This window comes from Streptomyces sp. SID14436 (genome assembly GCF_010548465.1).
In the GTDB taxonomy this organism is placed as follows: Bacteria; Actinomycetota; Actinomycetes; order Streptomycetales; family Streptomycetaceae; genus Streptomyces.
The window spans coordinates 1-13,431 of sequence record NZ_JAAGMD010000558.1 but is presented as its reverse complement, the minus strand read 5'-3'; the positions used below and the strand labels follow the sequence as shown (position 1 = coordinate 13,431).

Annotated in this window: 11 protein-coding genes and 1 pseudogene; 9 read left to right on the top strand and 3 right to left on the bottom strand. The window is 74.5% G+C overall.

The annotated features are described in order from the left end of the window. Positions 1-57: 57 nt before the first annotated feature. The gene (locus G3I53_RS19525) at positions 58-783 is read right to left on the bottom strand and encodes an MBL fold metallo-hydrolase (RefSeq protein WP_164438593.1); all 726 of its coding nucleotides are present in this window, start codon (positions 781-783) and stop codon (positions 58-60) included. Between the two features lie 167 nt (positions 784-950). On the opposite strand from G3I53_RS19525, the gene hrcA reads away from it, so the two are divergent. From hrcA to G3I53_RS19480, 9 genes are all read left to right on the top strand, one after another. After that, on the top strand, positions 951-1,967 hold the full coding sequence (gene hrcA, locus G3I53_RS19520) for a heat-inducible transcriptional repressor HrcA (RefSeq protein ID WP_164334965.1): 1,017 nt from the start codon (positions 951-953) through the stop codon (positions 1,965-1,967). Continuing rightward, on the top strand, positions 1,967-3,103 hold the full coding sequence (gene dnaJ / locus G3I53_RS19515) for a molecular chaperone DnaJ (protein ID WP_164334967.1): 1,137 nt from the start codon (positions 1,967-1,969) through the stop codon (positions 3,101-3,103). The genes hrcA and dnaJ overlap by 1 nt, the downstream gene beginning before the upstream one ends. Positions 3,104-3,202: 99 nt before the next feature. Continuing rightward, complete coding sequence (locus tag G3I53_RS19510; RefSeq protein ID WP_164438592.1) at positions 3,203-4,276, top strand: nitronate monooxygenase; 1,074 nt, start codon at positions 3,203-3,205, stop codon at positions 4,274-4,276. Then, a complete protein-coding gene (locus G3I53_RS19505; protein ID WP_164438591.1) occupies positions 4,273-5,013 on the top strand; it encodes a 16S rRNA (uracil(1498)-N(3))-methyltransferase in 741 nt (246 codons plus the stop codon). Before G3I53_RS19510 ends, G3I53_RS19505 begins: the two co-directional genes overlap by 4 nt. Positions 5,014-5,668: 655 nt before the next feature. Continuing rightward, positions 5,669-6,163: a hypothetical protein gene (locus G3I53_RS19500; RefSeq protein WP_164336265.1), complete on the top strand. Its 495-nt coding sequence runs from the start codon at positions 5,669-5,671 to the stop codon at positions 6,161-6,163. A 46-nt stretch (positions 6,164-6,209) separates the two neighbouring features. Beyond that, complete coding sequence (locus tag G3I53_RS19495; protein WP_164438590.1) at positions 6,210-9,419, top strand: S41 family peptidase; 3,210 nt, start codon at positions 6,210-6,212, stop codon at positions 9,417-9,419. A 74-nt stretch (positions 9,420-9,493) separates the two neighbouring features. Further along, positions 9,494-9,847 carry an HIT domain-containing protein gene (locus tag G3I53_RS19490; protein ID WP_164336502.1) on the top strand — a complete coding sequence of 118 codons (354 nt, stop codon included), beginning with the start codon at positions 9,494-9,496 and terminating at the stop codon, positions 9,845-9,847. A 13-nt stretch (positions 9,848-9,860) separates the two neighbouring features. After that, positions 9,861-10,766 (top strand): ribonuclease Z, encoded by a 906-nt coding sequence (locus G3I53_RS19485; RefSeq protein ID WP_164336500.1) that lies wholly within the window; start codon positions 9,861-9,863, stop codon positions 10,764-10,766. A gap of 35 nt (positions 10,767-10,801) precedes the next feature. Next, positions 10,802-11,794: an adenosine deaminase gene (locus G3I53_RS19480; protein WP_164336498.1), complete on the top strand. Its 993-nt coding sequence runs from the start codon at positions 10,802-10,804 to the stop codon at positions 11,792-11,794. A 234-nt stretch (positions 11,795-12,028) separates the two neighbouring features. On the opposite strand, the gene G3I53_RS19475 is transcribed toward G3I53_RS19480, so the two are convergent. Together G3I53_RS19475 and G3I53_RS19470 are read right to left on the bottom strand one after the other, a co-directional pair. Then, positions 12,029-13,060 carry a hypothetical protein gene (locus tag G3I53_RS19475; protein WP_164336496.1) on the bottom strand — a complete coding sequence of 344 codons (1,032 nt, stop codon included), beginning with the start codon at positions 13,058-13,060 and terminating at the stop codon, positions 12,029-12,031. Between the two features lie 189 nt (positions 13,061-13,249). Continuing rightward, positions 13,250-13,431 (bottom strand): annotated as a pseudogene (locus tag G3I53_RS19470) (MFS transporter); the annotation flags it as partial.

The following is a 13,431-nucleotide window of genomic DNA, read 5'->3' as shown; positions in this document are numbered from 1 at the left end:
GGGGTCAGGTCGGCGGAGTACTGGCGCATCCTGCCGACGATACGGGGCGGCCCCCCGTCACGGCCGGTGCGACACACCGAACCGGGCCGCCAGGGCGTCGCGTTGGGCGCGGACGAAGGCGGCGTCGACCACCGCGCCGTGCCCGGGCACGTACCGCGCGTCCGCACCGCCCAGGGCCAGCAGCCGGTCCAGGGCGGCCGGCCAGCGGTACGGCACCGCGTCCGGGCCGGCCTGCGGGGCGCCGGACTCCTCCACCAGGTCGCCGCAGAAGACGACGGGCGGGTCGCCCGGGATCAGGACGGCGAGATCCTGCGCGGTGTGCCCCGGACCCGCGTTCACCAGCACCGCCTCCCGGCCGCCGCCGAGGTCCAGGACCAGCTCGCCCGACACCTCGTGCCCCGGCCGGACCAGCGTGTCCGCCGCCCCGGCCGCCTCCCGTTCGTCCAGCCCGTGCCGCACCGCGTCCGTGCGCAGCCCCTCCGCCGACCACGCCGCCGCTGGGCCGACCGCCGCGAACACCTCCGCGCCGGCGAAGACCGCCGCCCCGAGGACGTGGTCGAAGTGGGGGTGTGTCAGCGCGAGATGCGTCACACGCCGCCCGGCGAGCGCCTGCGCCTCGGCACGCACCCGCGCGCCCTCGCGCAGACTCGAACCGGCGTCGACGAGCAGCGCCCCGCCGGTACCGGTGACGAGTCCCACCGTGCAGTCCCACACCGGGAGGCGGCACCGGAGCACCCCCGCGGCCACTCGCTCCCATCCCGGCACGTCCCGATCGAAGGTCATACCGCGACGCTAGCGGGCAGAACGCCCACCTGCGCGAACCCGGCGGGCCGGGCCTTGCCCGGGGCGTACTCCGCGGCCGTACACTGGGCCGGGGAAGTCTGGCACTCGGATGCGAAGAGTGCCAGGACCAGGATCGGCAGCGCGGAAGGCTTCTGGAGGTGTGCGCGATGCTCAGCGAACGCAGGCTCCAGGTGCTGCGCGCCATCGTTCAGGACTACGTGGGCACCGAGGAGCCGGTGGGCTCCAAGGCGCTCACCGAGCGGCACAACCTCGGCGTCTCCCCGGCCACCGTGCGCAACGACATGGCGGCCCTGGAGGACGAGGGCTTCATCGCCCAGCCGCACACCAGCGCCGGGCGCATCCCCACCGACAAGGGCTACCGCCTGTTCGTCGACAAGCTCGCCGGGGTCAAGCCGATGAGCCCGCCCGAGCGGCGGGCCATCCAGAACTTCCTGGAGGGCGCGGTCGACCTGGACGACGTGGTGGCGCGCACGGTGCGGCTGCTCGCGCAGCTGACCCGGCAGGTCGCCGTCGTGCAGTACCCGTCGCTGACCCGCTCGACGGTGCGGCACGTGGAACTGCTCTCGCTCGCCCCCGCCCGCCTGATGCTCGTGCTGATCACGGACACCGGCCGGGTCGAGCAGCGCATGGTGGACTGCCCGGCGCCCTTCGGTGAGGCGGCCCTGGCGGACCTGCGCGCGCGGCTCAACAGCCGGGTCGCGGGCCGCCGGTTCACGGACGTGCCGAGCCTGGTCGAGGACCTCGCGGAAGCGTTCGAACCGGAGGACCGAGGTGCGGTGTCGACCGTGCTCTCCACCCTCCTGGAGACGCTCGTCGAGGAGAACGAGGAGCGGCTGATGATCGGCGGCACCGCCAACCTCACCCGCTTCGGGCACGACTTCCCCCTGGTGATCCGGCCCGTCCTGGAGGCACTCGAGGAGCAAGTGGTGCTCCTCAAGCTGCTCGGCGAGGCGAAGGATCCGGGCGTGACCGTCCGTATCGGTCATGAGAACGCCCACGAAGGACTCAACTCCACGTCCGTCGTGTCGGTCGGCTACGGTTCGGGCGGCGAAGCAGTCGCCAAACTGGGTGTGGTCGGACCGACCCGCATGGACTACCCGGGAACGATGGGAGCGGTACGCGCAGTGGCACGGTACGTCGGACAGATCCTGGCGGAGTCGTAGTGGCCACGGACTACTACGCCGTACTCGGCGTGCGCCGCGACGCGTCGCAGGAAGAGATCAAGAAGGCCTTCCGGCGGCTCGCCCGCGAGCTCCATCCGGACGTCAACCCGGATCCGAAGACCCAGGAGCGGTTCAAGGAGATCAACGCCGCCTACGAGGTGCTGTCGGACCCGCAGAAGAAGCAGGTCTACGACCTCGGCGGCGACCCCCTGGCGCAGGCGGCCGGCGGCGGCGCGGGCGGTTTCGGGGCCGGCGGCTTCGGCAACTTCTCCGACATCATGGACGCGTTCTTCGGCACGGCGTCGCAGCGCGGACCGCGCTCGCGCACCCGCCGCGGCCAGGACGCGATGATCCGTATCGAGGTCGAGCTCGACGAGGCCGCGTTCGGCACCACCAAGGACATCCAGGTCGACACCGCGGTCGTCTGCACGACGTGCAGCGGCGAGGGCGCCGCGCCCGGCACCACCGCGCAGACCTGCGACATGTGCCGCGGCCGCGGTGAGGTCTCGCAGGTCACCCGGTCCTTCCTGGGCCAGGTCATGACCTCCCGCCCCTGCCCGCAGTGCCAGGGCTTCGGCACCGTCGTGCCCACGCCCTGCCCGGAGTGCGCCGGCGACGGCCGCATCCGCTCCCGGCGGACCCTCACCGTCAAGATCCCGGCCGGTGTCGACAACGGCACCCGCATCCAGCTCGCCGGTGAGGGCGAGGTCGGCCCCGGCGGCGGTCCCGCAGGCGACCTGTACGTCGAGATCCACGAGCTGCCGCACAGCACGTTCCAGCGGCGCGGCGACGACCTGCACTGCACGGTGACCATCCCCATGACGGCGGCGGCCCTCGGCACCAAGGTGCCGCTGGAGACGCTGGACGGCATGGAGGAGGTCGACATCCGGCCCGGCACCCAGTCCGGCCAGTCGATCCCGCTGCACGGCCGGGGCGTCACGCACCTGCGCGGCGGCGGCCGGGGCGACCTCGTCGTGCACGTCGAGGTGCAGACCCCGTCCAAGCTGGACCCGGAGCAGGAGCGCCTGCTGCGGGAACTGGCCAAGCTGCGGGGCGAGGAGCGGCCCCAGGGGCAGTTCCAGCCCGGCCAGCAGGGGCTGTTCTCGCGGCTGAAGGACGCGTTCAACGGCCGCTGACCGGCCCCGGCGCCCCTCCCCCCGGCCTTCCGGCGCACGGAATGTGCCAGGGGGACGGTCCAATTCGGACTCGTCCCGGGGACGTGACAACATGCCGTCATGTCCTCCGCGCTGACCGATCTCCTCCCGCACCCGATCGTGCAGGCCCCCATGGCGGGAGGGGTCGCCGTGCCGCGTCTCGCCGCCGCCGTGTCCGAGGCCGGCGGGCTCGGGTTCCTGGCAGCCGGCTACAAGACCGCGGACGGCATGTACCAGGAGATCAAGCAGCTGCGCGGGCTGACCGGCCTCCCCTTCGGCATCAACCTGTTCATGCCGCAGCCCGAGACGGCCGACCCCGCCGCCGTCGACGTCTACGCCCACCAGCTGGCCGGCGAGGCGTCCTGGTACGAGACCGAGCTCGGCGATCCCGACAGCGGCCGTGACGACGGCTACGACGCCAAGCTGGCGGTGCTGCTCGACAACCCGGTGCCGGTGGTGTCGTTCCACTTCGGCGTGCCGGCCCCCGAGGTCCTCGAAGCGCTCCGCAGGGCCGGCACCGTCACGCTGGCCACCGCCACCACCCCCGCGGAGGCCCGGGCCGTGGAACGGGCGGGCGCCGACGCGGTGATCGCGCAGGGCGTCGAGGCGGGCGGCCACCAGGGCACCCACCGCGACGCCCCGGAGGCCGACGGCTCCGGCATCGGACTGCTGTCCCTCGTCGCCCAGGTCCGCGAGACCGTCTCGATCCCCGTCGTCGCCGCCGGCGGCATCATGCGCGGCAGCCAGATCGCCGCGGCGCTCGCCGCCGGGGCGGACGCCGTCCAGCTCGGCACGGCCTTCGTCGCCACCCACGAGTCCGGCGCGCACGAGCTGCACAAGCGGGCCCTGACCGACCCCCTGTACGTCCGCACCGAGCTGACCCGCGCCTTCTCCGGCCGCCCGGCGCGCGCCCTGGTCAACCGCTTCCTGCGGGAGCACGGCCCCTACGCGCCCGCCGCCTACCCCGACGTCCACCACCTCACCGCGCCCCTGCGCAAGGCGGCGGCCAAGGCCGGTGACCCGCAGGGCCTGGCGCTGTGGGCGGGCCAGGGCCACCGGCTGGCGCGGGACCTGCCCGCCGGCCGGCTGGTGGAGGTGCTGGCCGCCGAACTCGCCGCCGCCCGGACAGCGTTGTCGGACGGGGGTGCCCGATGACCGCGCCGGTGTTCGTCGTCGACGGCTTCGGCACCGACCCGGCGGGCCGGTACGTGCTGGACGGGCCGGAGGGACGGCACGCCGTCTCCGTGAAGCGCCTGCGGGCCGGTGAGAGCGTCGTCCTCACCGACGGCGCGGGCCGCTGGGCCGAGGGCGAGGTGGACGGGACCGAGGGCAAGGACCGGCTGCTCGTGCGGCTCGGCGACGTCGTCACCGAGGAGCCCGAGTCGCCGCGCCTCACCGTCGTCCAGGCACTGCCGAAGGGCGACCGGGGCGAGCTGGCCGTGGAGACGATGACCGAGGTCGGCGTCGACGCGATCGTGCCGTGGGCGGCCTCGCGCTGCATCACCCAGTGGAAGGGCGAGCGCGGGCTGAAGTCCCTCGGCAAGTGGCGCGCCACCGCGCGGGAGGCGGGCAAGCAGTCCCGCCGGGTGCGCTTCCCCGAGGTCGCGGACGCGGCCACGAGCAAGCAGGTCGCGGCGCTCCTCGAAGGGGCGGACTTCGCGGCGGTGCTGCACGAGAGCGGCACCGAGCCGCTGGCGACCGCCCCGCTTCCCGCCGCCGGGCACATCGTGCTGGTGGTCGGCCCCGAAGGCGGCGTGTCCCCCGAGGAGTTGGAGCTGTTCGCCGGGGCCGGCGCGCGGGTGTGCCGGCTCGGACGGAGCGTGCTGCGCACGTCGACGGCCGGCACGGCCGCGGCGGCCCTCCTGCTCGGCCGCACCGGCCGCTGGGGCTGACGGGGCCCTGCCGGGCGGGTCGCGGTCGCCGGGTCCGGCCCCCGCGCCCGGCTGCCCAACGGTTCCGCCCCGGGATCGCGCCGCCCTGCGCCACGTACCGGGGGTTCGGTCTGCGGGTCGCGTCGCCCTGCGCCACGTACCGGGGGTTCGGTCTGCGTATCGCGTCGCCCTGCGCCACGTACGGGGGTTCGGCTCGCGGGTCGCGTCGCGCTGCGCCCGACGCCGGGAAGGTTCGGTTTCGCTGAGCGTGCCACCTCCGCCCGGCACGGGAGGGTTCGGGCACGGGGATCGCGCCGCCCTGCGCCCGGCTCAGGAGGGTTCGGCTCGCGCAACGCGCCGTCTCCGCCCGGCACCGGAGGGTTCGGGCACGGGGATCGCGCCGCCCTGCGCCCGGCTCAGGAGGGTTCGGCTCGCGCAACGCGCCGCCTCCGCCCGGCACCGGAGGGTTCCGGTTCCGCCCCGGCCCGCAGCCCGCCCCCGCACCCGCCGGACCGCGAACGGCCGGCGGCCGCCGTAGCCGCCGTACCCTCCGGATCCGCAGGACCCGCGACAGGGGGCTCGTATCGGGCCGAATGCGCTCTACCGTCACGCCTTGGACGGTGGCAGTCTGCCGTCCATGCGGGTGCTGGTGAGGAGTTGGCTGCGGCCGGTGTTCATGGCGGGGGGAGCCGTGCTCGCCGTGGGCGGCCTCGTGGCGTGCGAGCCGGGCGGGCTGAGTTCCGCCGCCGTGGCGTACACCACGGACGAGACCGTGACCGAGGAACTGGAACGGCGCAAGGCCGGCGTCCGGTGGCTGAACTGCACCGCGTCCTTCGGGAACGAGGACGGCGGCGGCGCCTCGTCCTCCCCGCGCGAGCGGACCGTCGCCACCGTCGACTGCGAGGGCGAGACCGACGACGGCAAGGACATCACCGTCACCGGCAGGGTCACCCACGCCGTCAACGGCGCCTGCGTGCGCGGGAACATCACCGCGAAGGTCGACGGCAGACAGCGGTTCCGGGTCGACGGACTCGGTGACTGCGACGCCGCCAGTCCCTCGCCCGTGGGGCAGCCCGGCGGGGACGGCGCCCGTCCCACCGTCACCGTGACCGTCACCACCACCGTCTGGTGCGAGCAGTACCCGTCGTGCCGTCCCGTCGAGGGCAAGTGATCGAAACCCCTGGCCGGGGCCGCCGTCGCGTGCATAGGGTGATCGGGTGACACAGCCTGCTCCGGTCGCATCCGCCGCGTATCTCCGCTTCCCGCATCCGCACGGCGAGTTGGTCGCCTTCACCGCCGAGGACGACGTGTGGCTCGCCCCGCACGACGGCGGTGGCCGGGCCTGGCGGGTGAGCGCCGACAACGTGCCGGTGGCCCATCCGCGCATCTCGCCCGACGGCACCTGGGTCGCCTGGGCCTCCACCCGCGACGGCGCGCCCGAGGTGCACGTCGCCCCCGTCGACGGCGGCCCCGCCCGGCGCCTGACGTACTGGGGGAGCCACAAGACGCAGGTGCGCGGCTGGACCCCGGACGGGCGGGTGCTGGCCACCAGCACCCACGGGCAGGCCAGCCTGCGCCGCACCTGGGCGCACGCGGTCCCGCTCGACGGCGGACCCGCCACCACCCTGCCGTACGGGCCCGTCGGCGACGTCGCCCCGGGACCGGCCACCGTGCTGCTGTCCGCGCAGATGGGCCGCGAGGCCGCCTGGTGGAAGCGCTACCGGGGCGGCACCGCGGGCAAGCTGTGGATCGACCGCGAGGGCGACGGCGACTTCGACCGCCTCCACGAGGACCTCGACGGCAACATCGAGTACCCGCTGTGGGTCGGTGACCGGCTGGCGTTCCTCTCCGACCACGAGGGCACCGGCGCGCTGTACTCCTCCCTCGCCGACGGCTCCGACCTGCGCCGCCACACGCCCCTCGGGGGCTTCTACGCCCGCCACGCCGCCACCGACGGCCGCCGCGTCGTGTACTCCGCCGCCGGTGAGCTGTGGACGCTGGACGACCTGGACGGCGCCGAGCCGCGCCGCCTCGACATCCGGCTCGGCGGCCAGCGCGTCGACCTCCAGCCCTTCCCGCTGAACGCCGGACGCTGGTTCGGCGCCGCGTCCCCCGACCACACCGCGCGCGGCAGCGCCGTCAGCGTCCGCGGCAGCATCCACTGGGTCACCCACCGCTCCGGACCCGCCCGCGCCCTGGCCGCGACGCCGGGCGTCCGGGCTCGCCGTCCGCGCACCTTCCGCGCGGACGGCGAGGAATGGGTGGTGTGGGTGACCGACGCCGAGGGCGACGACGCCCTGGAGTTCGCGCCCGCCACCGGGCTCGCCCCGGGCGCCACCCCCCGCCGGATCGCCGCCGGCCGGCTCGGCCGCGTCCTGGAACTGGCCATGGCGCCCGACGGCAGCCGGGCCGCCGTCGCCTCCCACGACGGCCGCCTGCTCCTCGTCGAGCGGGAGACCGGCGAGGTCCGCGAGGTCGACCGCAGCGCCGACGGCGACGTCTCCGGCCTGGTGTTCTCGCCCGACTCCGCCTGGCTCGCCTGGTCCCACCCCGGCCCGCGCCCGCTCAGCCAGCTCCGCCTCGCCAACACCACCGACCTGTCGGTCACCGAGGCCACCCCGCTGCGCTTCCAGGACTACGCGCCCGCCTTCACCCTCGACGGCAAGCACCTGGCGTTCCTGTCCACCCGCTCCTTCGACCCGGTCTACGACGAGCACGTCTTCGACCTGGCGTTCGTCGAGGGCGCCCGGCCGCACCTGATCACGCTGGCCGCGACCACCCCGTCGCCGTTCGGCCCGCAGCGCCACGGCCGGCCCTTCGAGACGCCGGACCGGGAGGAGACCCCCGACAGCGAGGGCACCCCGACCACCCGGATCGACCTCGACGGGCTCGCCGACCGGATCGTGCCGTTCCCCGTCGAGGCCGCCCGCTACTCCAACCTGCGGGCCGCCAAGGACGGCGTGCTGTGGCTGCGGCACCCGGTGCGCGGGGTGCTCGGTGCCTCCCGGGCCACCCCCGACGACCCCGACCCGAAGACGGAGCTGGAGCGCTACGACCTCGCCCAGCACCGGGTCGAGCACCTCGCCGTGGACGCCGACCACTTCGAGGTGAGCGGCGACGGCAAGCGGGTGCTGCTGTGGACCGACGGACGGCTCAAGGTGGTGCCCAGCGACCGGCGCGCGCCCGGCGACGACGACAGCGACGGCAACATCACCGTCGACCTCGGCCGGGTCCGCCAGTTCGTCGACCCGGCCGCCGAGTGGCGGCAGATGTTCGACGAGGCGGGCCGCATCATGCGGGACCACTTCTGGCACCCGGAGCTCAACGGCGTCGACTGGACCGCCGTCCTCGACCGCTACCGCCCCGTCCTGGACCGCCTCGCCACCCACGACGACCTCGTCGACCTCCTCTGGGAGGTGCAGGGCGAACTCGGCACCTCGCACGCCTACGTCACGCCCCGCGGCGGATACGGCGACGGCGCCCGGCAGGGCCTGCTCGGCGCGGACATCTCCCGCCACGAGGACGGCAGCTGGCGGGTCGACCGCATCCTCCCCTCGGAGACCTCCGACCCGGACGCCCGCTCCCCGCTCGCCGCGCCCGGCGTGGCCGTCCGCCCCGGCGACGCGATCGTCGCCGTCGCCGGACAGCCCGTCGACCCCGTCACCGGACCCGCCCCGCTGCTCGTCGGCACGGCCGGCCGGCCGGTCGAGCTGACGGTCTCCCCGGCCGGCGGCGGCGAGCCGCGCCACGCGGTCGTCGTCCCCGTCGCCGACGAGGAGCCGCTGCGCTACCACGCCTGGGTCACCGACCGGCGGGCGTACGTGCACGAGACGTCCGGCGGCCGCCTCGGCTACATCCACGTCCCCGACATGCAGGCCCCCGGCTGGGCGCAGATCCACCGCGACCTGCGCGTCGAGGTGACCCGCGAGGGTCTGGTCGTCGACGTGCGGGAGAACCGCGGCGGACACACCTCCCAGCTGGTGGTGGAGAAGCTGGCCCGGCGGATCGTCGGCTGGAACGTGCCCCGCGGCATACGGCCCGAGTCCTACCCGCGGGACGCGCCGCGCGGCCCCGTGGTCGCCGTCGCCAACGAGTTCTCCGGCTCCGACGGGGACATCGTCAACGCGGCGGTCAAGGCCCTCGGCATCGGCCCGGTGGTCGGCACCCGCACCTGGGGCGGCGTCATCGGCATCGACAGCCGCTACCGCCTGGTCGACGGCACCCTCGTCACCCAGCCCAAGTACGCCTTCTGGCTGGAGGGGTACGGCTGGGGCGTGGAGAACCACGGCGTCGACCCCGACGTCGAGGTGGTGCAGCGCCCGCAGGACCACGCGGCGGGCCGCGACCCGCAGCTCGACGAGGCCGTCCGGATCGCGCTGGCCGCCCTGGACGACAACCCGGCGAAGCAGCCCCCGGCACTGCCCTGACGCGGACACCGGCGACCACGGCGACGGCTACGATGCCCCGGTAAGCGATCAACCGGGGCCGAGGAGGCACACCCATGGCAGGCGAGCCGCAGGACGACTGCCTGTTCTGCAAGATCGTCGCAGGACAGATCCCGGCGACGATCGTCCGCGAGACGGACACGACCGTCGCGTTCCGGGACATCAACCCCCAGGCGCCCACCCACGTCCTGGTGATCCCCAAGGCGCACCACCAGGACGCGGCGGCCCTGGCCGCGGCGGCACCCGACGTCGCCGCGGACGTGCTGCGCGAGACGCAGGCCGTCGCCGGCCAGGAGCAACTGGAGAGCTACCGCATCGTGTTCAACACGGGCAGCGGCGCCGGCCAGACCGTCTGGCACGCGCACGCCCACGTGCTGGGCGGCCGCGGCCTCGAGTGGCCCCCCGGATAGTCCGGACCGTCACATGTCCGTACGCGAACTGGTCGTGCTCGGCACCGCCAGCCAGGTTCCCACCCGGCACCGCAACCACAACGGCTACCTGCTGCGCTGGGACGGCGAGGGCATCCTGTTCGACCCCGGCGAGGGCACGCAGCGGCAGATGCTGCGCGCCGGGGTCGCCGCGCACGACCTGAACCGGATCTGCGTCACGCACTTCCACGGCGATCACTCCCTCGGCCTCGCCGGGGTCATCCAGCGGATCAACCTCGACCGGGTCCCGCACGAGATCACCGCCCACTACCCGCGCTCCGGGCAGCGCTTCTTCGACCGGCTGCGCTACGCCACGGCCTACCGCGAGACCGTCGCCCTCACCGAGGCGCCGGTGGACACCGACGGCCCGGTCGCCCGCACCCCCGGCTACACCCTCGAGGCGCGCCGCCTCTCCCACCCCGTGGAGTCCTACGGCTACCGGCTCACCGAGCCCGACGGGCGCCGCATGCTCCCGGACCGGCTCGCCGCACACGGCATCACGGGCCCGGACATCGGCGGCCTCCAGCGGGACGGCGTCCTCGACGGCGTCCGGCTGGAGGACGTCAGCGAGCCACGGCGCGGCCAGTCGTTCGCGTTCGTCATGGACACCCGGCTGTGCGACGGGGTGCACGCGCTCGCCGAGGGCTGCGACCTGCTCGTCATCGAGTCGACCTTCCTCGACGAGGACGAGGACCTCGCCGCCGACCACGGCCACCTGACGGCCGGTCAGGCCGCCCGGGCCGCCCGGGACGCGGGCGTGCACCACCTCGTCCTCACCCACTTCAGCCAGCGCTACTCCGAGCCCGGCGCCTTCGAACGGCAGGCCCGGGCCGCCGGCTTCGACGGCGAACTGACCGTGGCCCACGACCTGCTGCGAGTGCCGCTCCCCAAGCGCCGCTGACGGGGCCCGCGGGCACCCGGCCGTACGATGCTCCGATGCCCGTACCGAAAGCCGAACTGCACCTGCACATCGAAGGCACGCTCGAACCCGAGCTGGCCTTCGGCCTCGCCGCCCGCAACGGCCTCACCCTGCCCTTCGCCGGCACCGAGGCGCTGCGCGACGCGTACCGGTTCCAGGACCTTCAGTCCTTCCTCGACCTGTACTACGAGCTGATGGCGGTGCTGCGCACGGAGCGGGACTTCGAGGACCTCGCCGACGCCTACCTCGCCCGCGCCGCCGCGCAGGGCGTGCGGCACGCGGAGATCTTCTTCGACCCGCAGGCGCACCTGGCGCGCGGGGTCGCCATGGACACGGTGGTCGACGGGCTCTGGCGGGCGCTGGGCCGCAGCGAGCAGCGGCACGGCGTCTCCACCCGCCTGATCATGTGCTTCCTGCGCGACGAGTCCGCCGCCTCCGCCCTGGCGACCCTGGAGGCCGCCCGCCCCCACCTGGACCGCATCACCGGCGTCGGCCTCGACTCGGCCGAGGCCGGCCACCCGCCGTCGAAGTTCCGCGAGGTGTACGAGGCCGCCGCCGCGCTGGGGCTGCGCCGGGTCGCCCACGCCGGGGAGGAGGGGCCGCCGGAGTACATCACCGAGGCCCTGGACGTGCTCGGCGTCGAACGCGTCGACCACGGGCTGCGCTGCGTGGAGGACCCGGCGCTGGTGCGGCGGCTGGTGCGCGAGCGGATTCCGCTGACCGTGTGCCCGCTGTCCAACGTCCGCCTGCGGGTGGTCGACACGCTCGCCGACCACCCGCTGCCCGCGATGCTGGACGCCGGCCTGATGTGCACGCTGAACTCCGACGACCCGGCCTACTTCGGCGGCTACGCCGGCGACACCTTCGACGCGGTGCGCGAGACCCTGGGCCTGGGCCCGGAACGCCTGCGCGAACTGGCCCGCAACTCCTTCCTCGCCGCCTTCCTCGACGACGACGAGGAACGCCGGGCGCGGTACCTGGCCGAGGTGGAGGCGTACCGGTTCGACTAGGCCGTGTCTTTCGGATCTCCGCGGGGCTTGGCACGCACTCCCCCGGAGGGGGCACCCCCAGCCGCGTTGTCGTCGGTTGCCGATGCTCCGCATCGGCGCCCTCCTCCGCCTTGCAGCCGCACGCACCAAGCCCCGCTCACCGGCAACTGTCAAGGCGCCGTCGATCCGAGTCGGAGTGATCCGAAAGACACGGCCCAGGGGCCGGATCCGGGGCCGACCCGGCACCGCCCGCCCTCAGCTCTTGTCGCCGCCCTTGTCGCCGGAGGCGCGCCAGGCGAGGTGGCCCGCCTCCGCCCCGTCGGTCATCCAGAAGGCAGCAGCCGGGCTGTCGCCCTCGGGCACGAGGTGGATCGAGCACTGGGTGACCTTGGCGCCCGGCCCGACCATGCCGTCCGGAAGCCGGCTCGGGCACTGCTTCACCCCGGGGCCGCCGATGTCGATCAGGGTCAGCTTCCTGATCTGCTGCCCGGCGACGGTCTGCAGGAGCACATCGTCCTGCATGCCCGGGTAGAGGTCGTGCTCGCCCTTGTTGCGGTACTCGATCGTGACGTAGTACGGGACGAGCTTCCGGTCGCCGGTCTTGAGGGTGTACCGGCTCAGGTGGTCGAGGCTGCCCTTGCGCACGCTCTTCGCGACCGCCTCGACCCGTACCTTCTCGCCGTCGGAGTCCTCGACGTCGGCCTCCTTCGGCTCGCCCAGCTCCGCCACGCCGTCGGAGTGGCCCTTCCCGTCGCCCGCTTCCCAGAGGGCCGTGCCCGAGTCGTCCTGATAGGCGACGGCCCCGGGCTCCAGGCCCTTCGCCAGCATGACCGGCGTGCAGACCTCCGCCGTGGCGCCGGCGGCGAGGGTCTCCGGGTTCCCCTTCGGGCAGTGGTCCGAGAGCGCCGAACGACCGCCGCCGAAGACCGTCAGACGTTTGCCGGGCCAGCCGTCCACGCCGGCCACCGAGAGATGGCCCGCCAGGTCGGGGGAGGTCAGATCCGCCTCGCCCGTGTTGGTGACGGAGACCGTGAGGTAGTACGGCCGCCCGCCCTTGAGGTCGTCGCCGAGGCGGACCCCGGAGAGATCGGACTCCGACCCGCGCAGGAGGCTCTTCGGGGTGATCCGGAGCCGATGCTCGTTGTCGTCGTCATCGGTGAGGACGACGTCCCGGGCTTCGGTCGTGAGGGCCACCGGGTCGGCCTTCGCCGATTCCTGCCGCGGTGTCCCCTTGTCGGCCGCGGGCTCTCCTCCCGTGCTGTCCGAGCCGCAGCCCGCGACCGCCATGAGGAGGAACCCGACTCCCGCGATACCGGCAACTCCCCGGTGCACAGCCACACTTGCCCCCTGATCGATGTGATTGGAATCCACCCGCGCCCGGTACACCGCCGGACAGCGCGGGTGCCGATCACGCTATCGGTACGCCCGTGACCCCGGGCGGGCCGGGGCCACGGGCGGCGGACGTCCGCCCCCGGCTCACAGCGCTCCGGGCGCCGGGGCGGCCGCCGCCGTGCCGTAGGCGCCCCGGGCGGGGGCGGGGGTGCCGTCGAGGGGGATGTCCACGACCTCCTGCTCGGGGGCGCCGACCTCCGGGACCGCGCCCGCCGGGGTGCCGGGGGCCACGGCGACCACCACGGCCGCCGGGTGCCCGCCCCGGC

Bases quoted from the DNA above. Each gene is read 5' to 3' on its own strand.
- hrcA (WP_164334965.1), top strand. From the start codon at position 951: ATGCTCAGCGAACGCAGGCTCCAGGTGCTGCGCGCCATCGTTCAGGAC.
- G3I53_RS19490 (WP_164336502.1), top strand. From the start codon at position 9,494: ATGGCAGGCGAGCCGCAGGACGACTGCCTGTTCTGCAAGATCGTCGCA.
- G3I53_RS19480 (WP_164336498.1), top strand. From the start codon at position 10,802: ATGCCCGTACCGAAAGCCGAACTGCACCTGCACATCGAAGGCACGCTC.
- G3I53_RS19505 (WP_164438591.1), top strand. From the start codon at position 4,273: ATGACCGCGCCGGTGTTCGTCGTCGACGGCTTCGGCACCGACCCGGCG.
- G3I53_RS19525 (WP_164438593.1), bottom strand. From the start codon at position 783: ATGACCTTCGATCGGGACGTGCCGGGATGGGAGCGAGTGGCCGCGGGG.
- G3I53_RS19485 (WP_164336500.1), top strand. From the start codon at position 9,861: ATGTCCGTACGCGAACTGGTCGTGCTCGGCACCGCCAGCCAGGTTCCC.
- G3I53_RS19475 (WP_164336496.1), bottom strand. From the start codon at position 13,060: ATGGCGGTCGCGGGCTGCGGCTCGGACAGCACGGGAGGAGAGCCCGCG.
- G3I53_RS19510 (WP_164438592.1), top strand. From the start codon at position 3,203: ATGTCCTCCGCGCTGACCGATCTCCTCCCGCACCCGATCGTGCAGGCC.
- G3I53_RS19500 (WP_164336265.1), top strand. From the start codon at position 5,669: ATGGCGGGGGGAGCCGTGCTCGCCGTGGGCGGCCTCGTGGCGTGCGAG.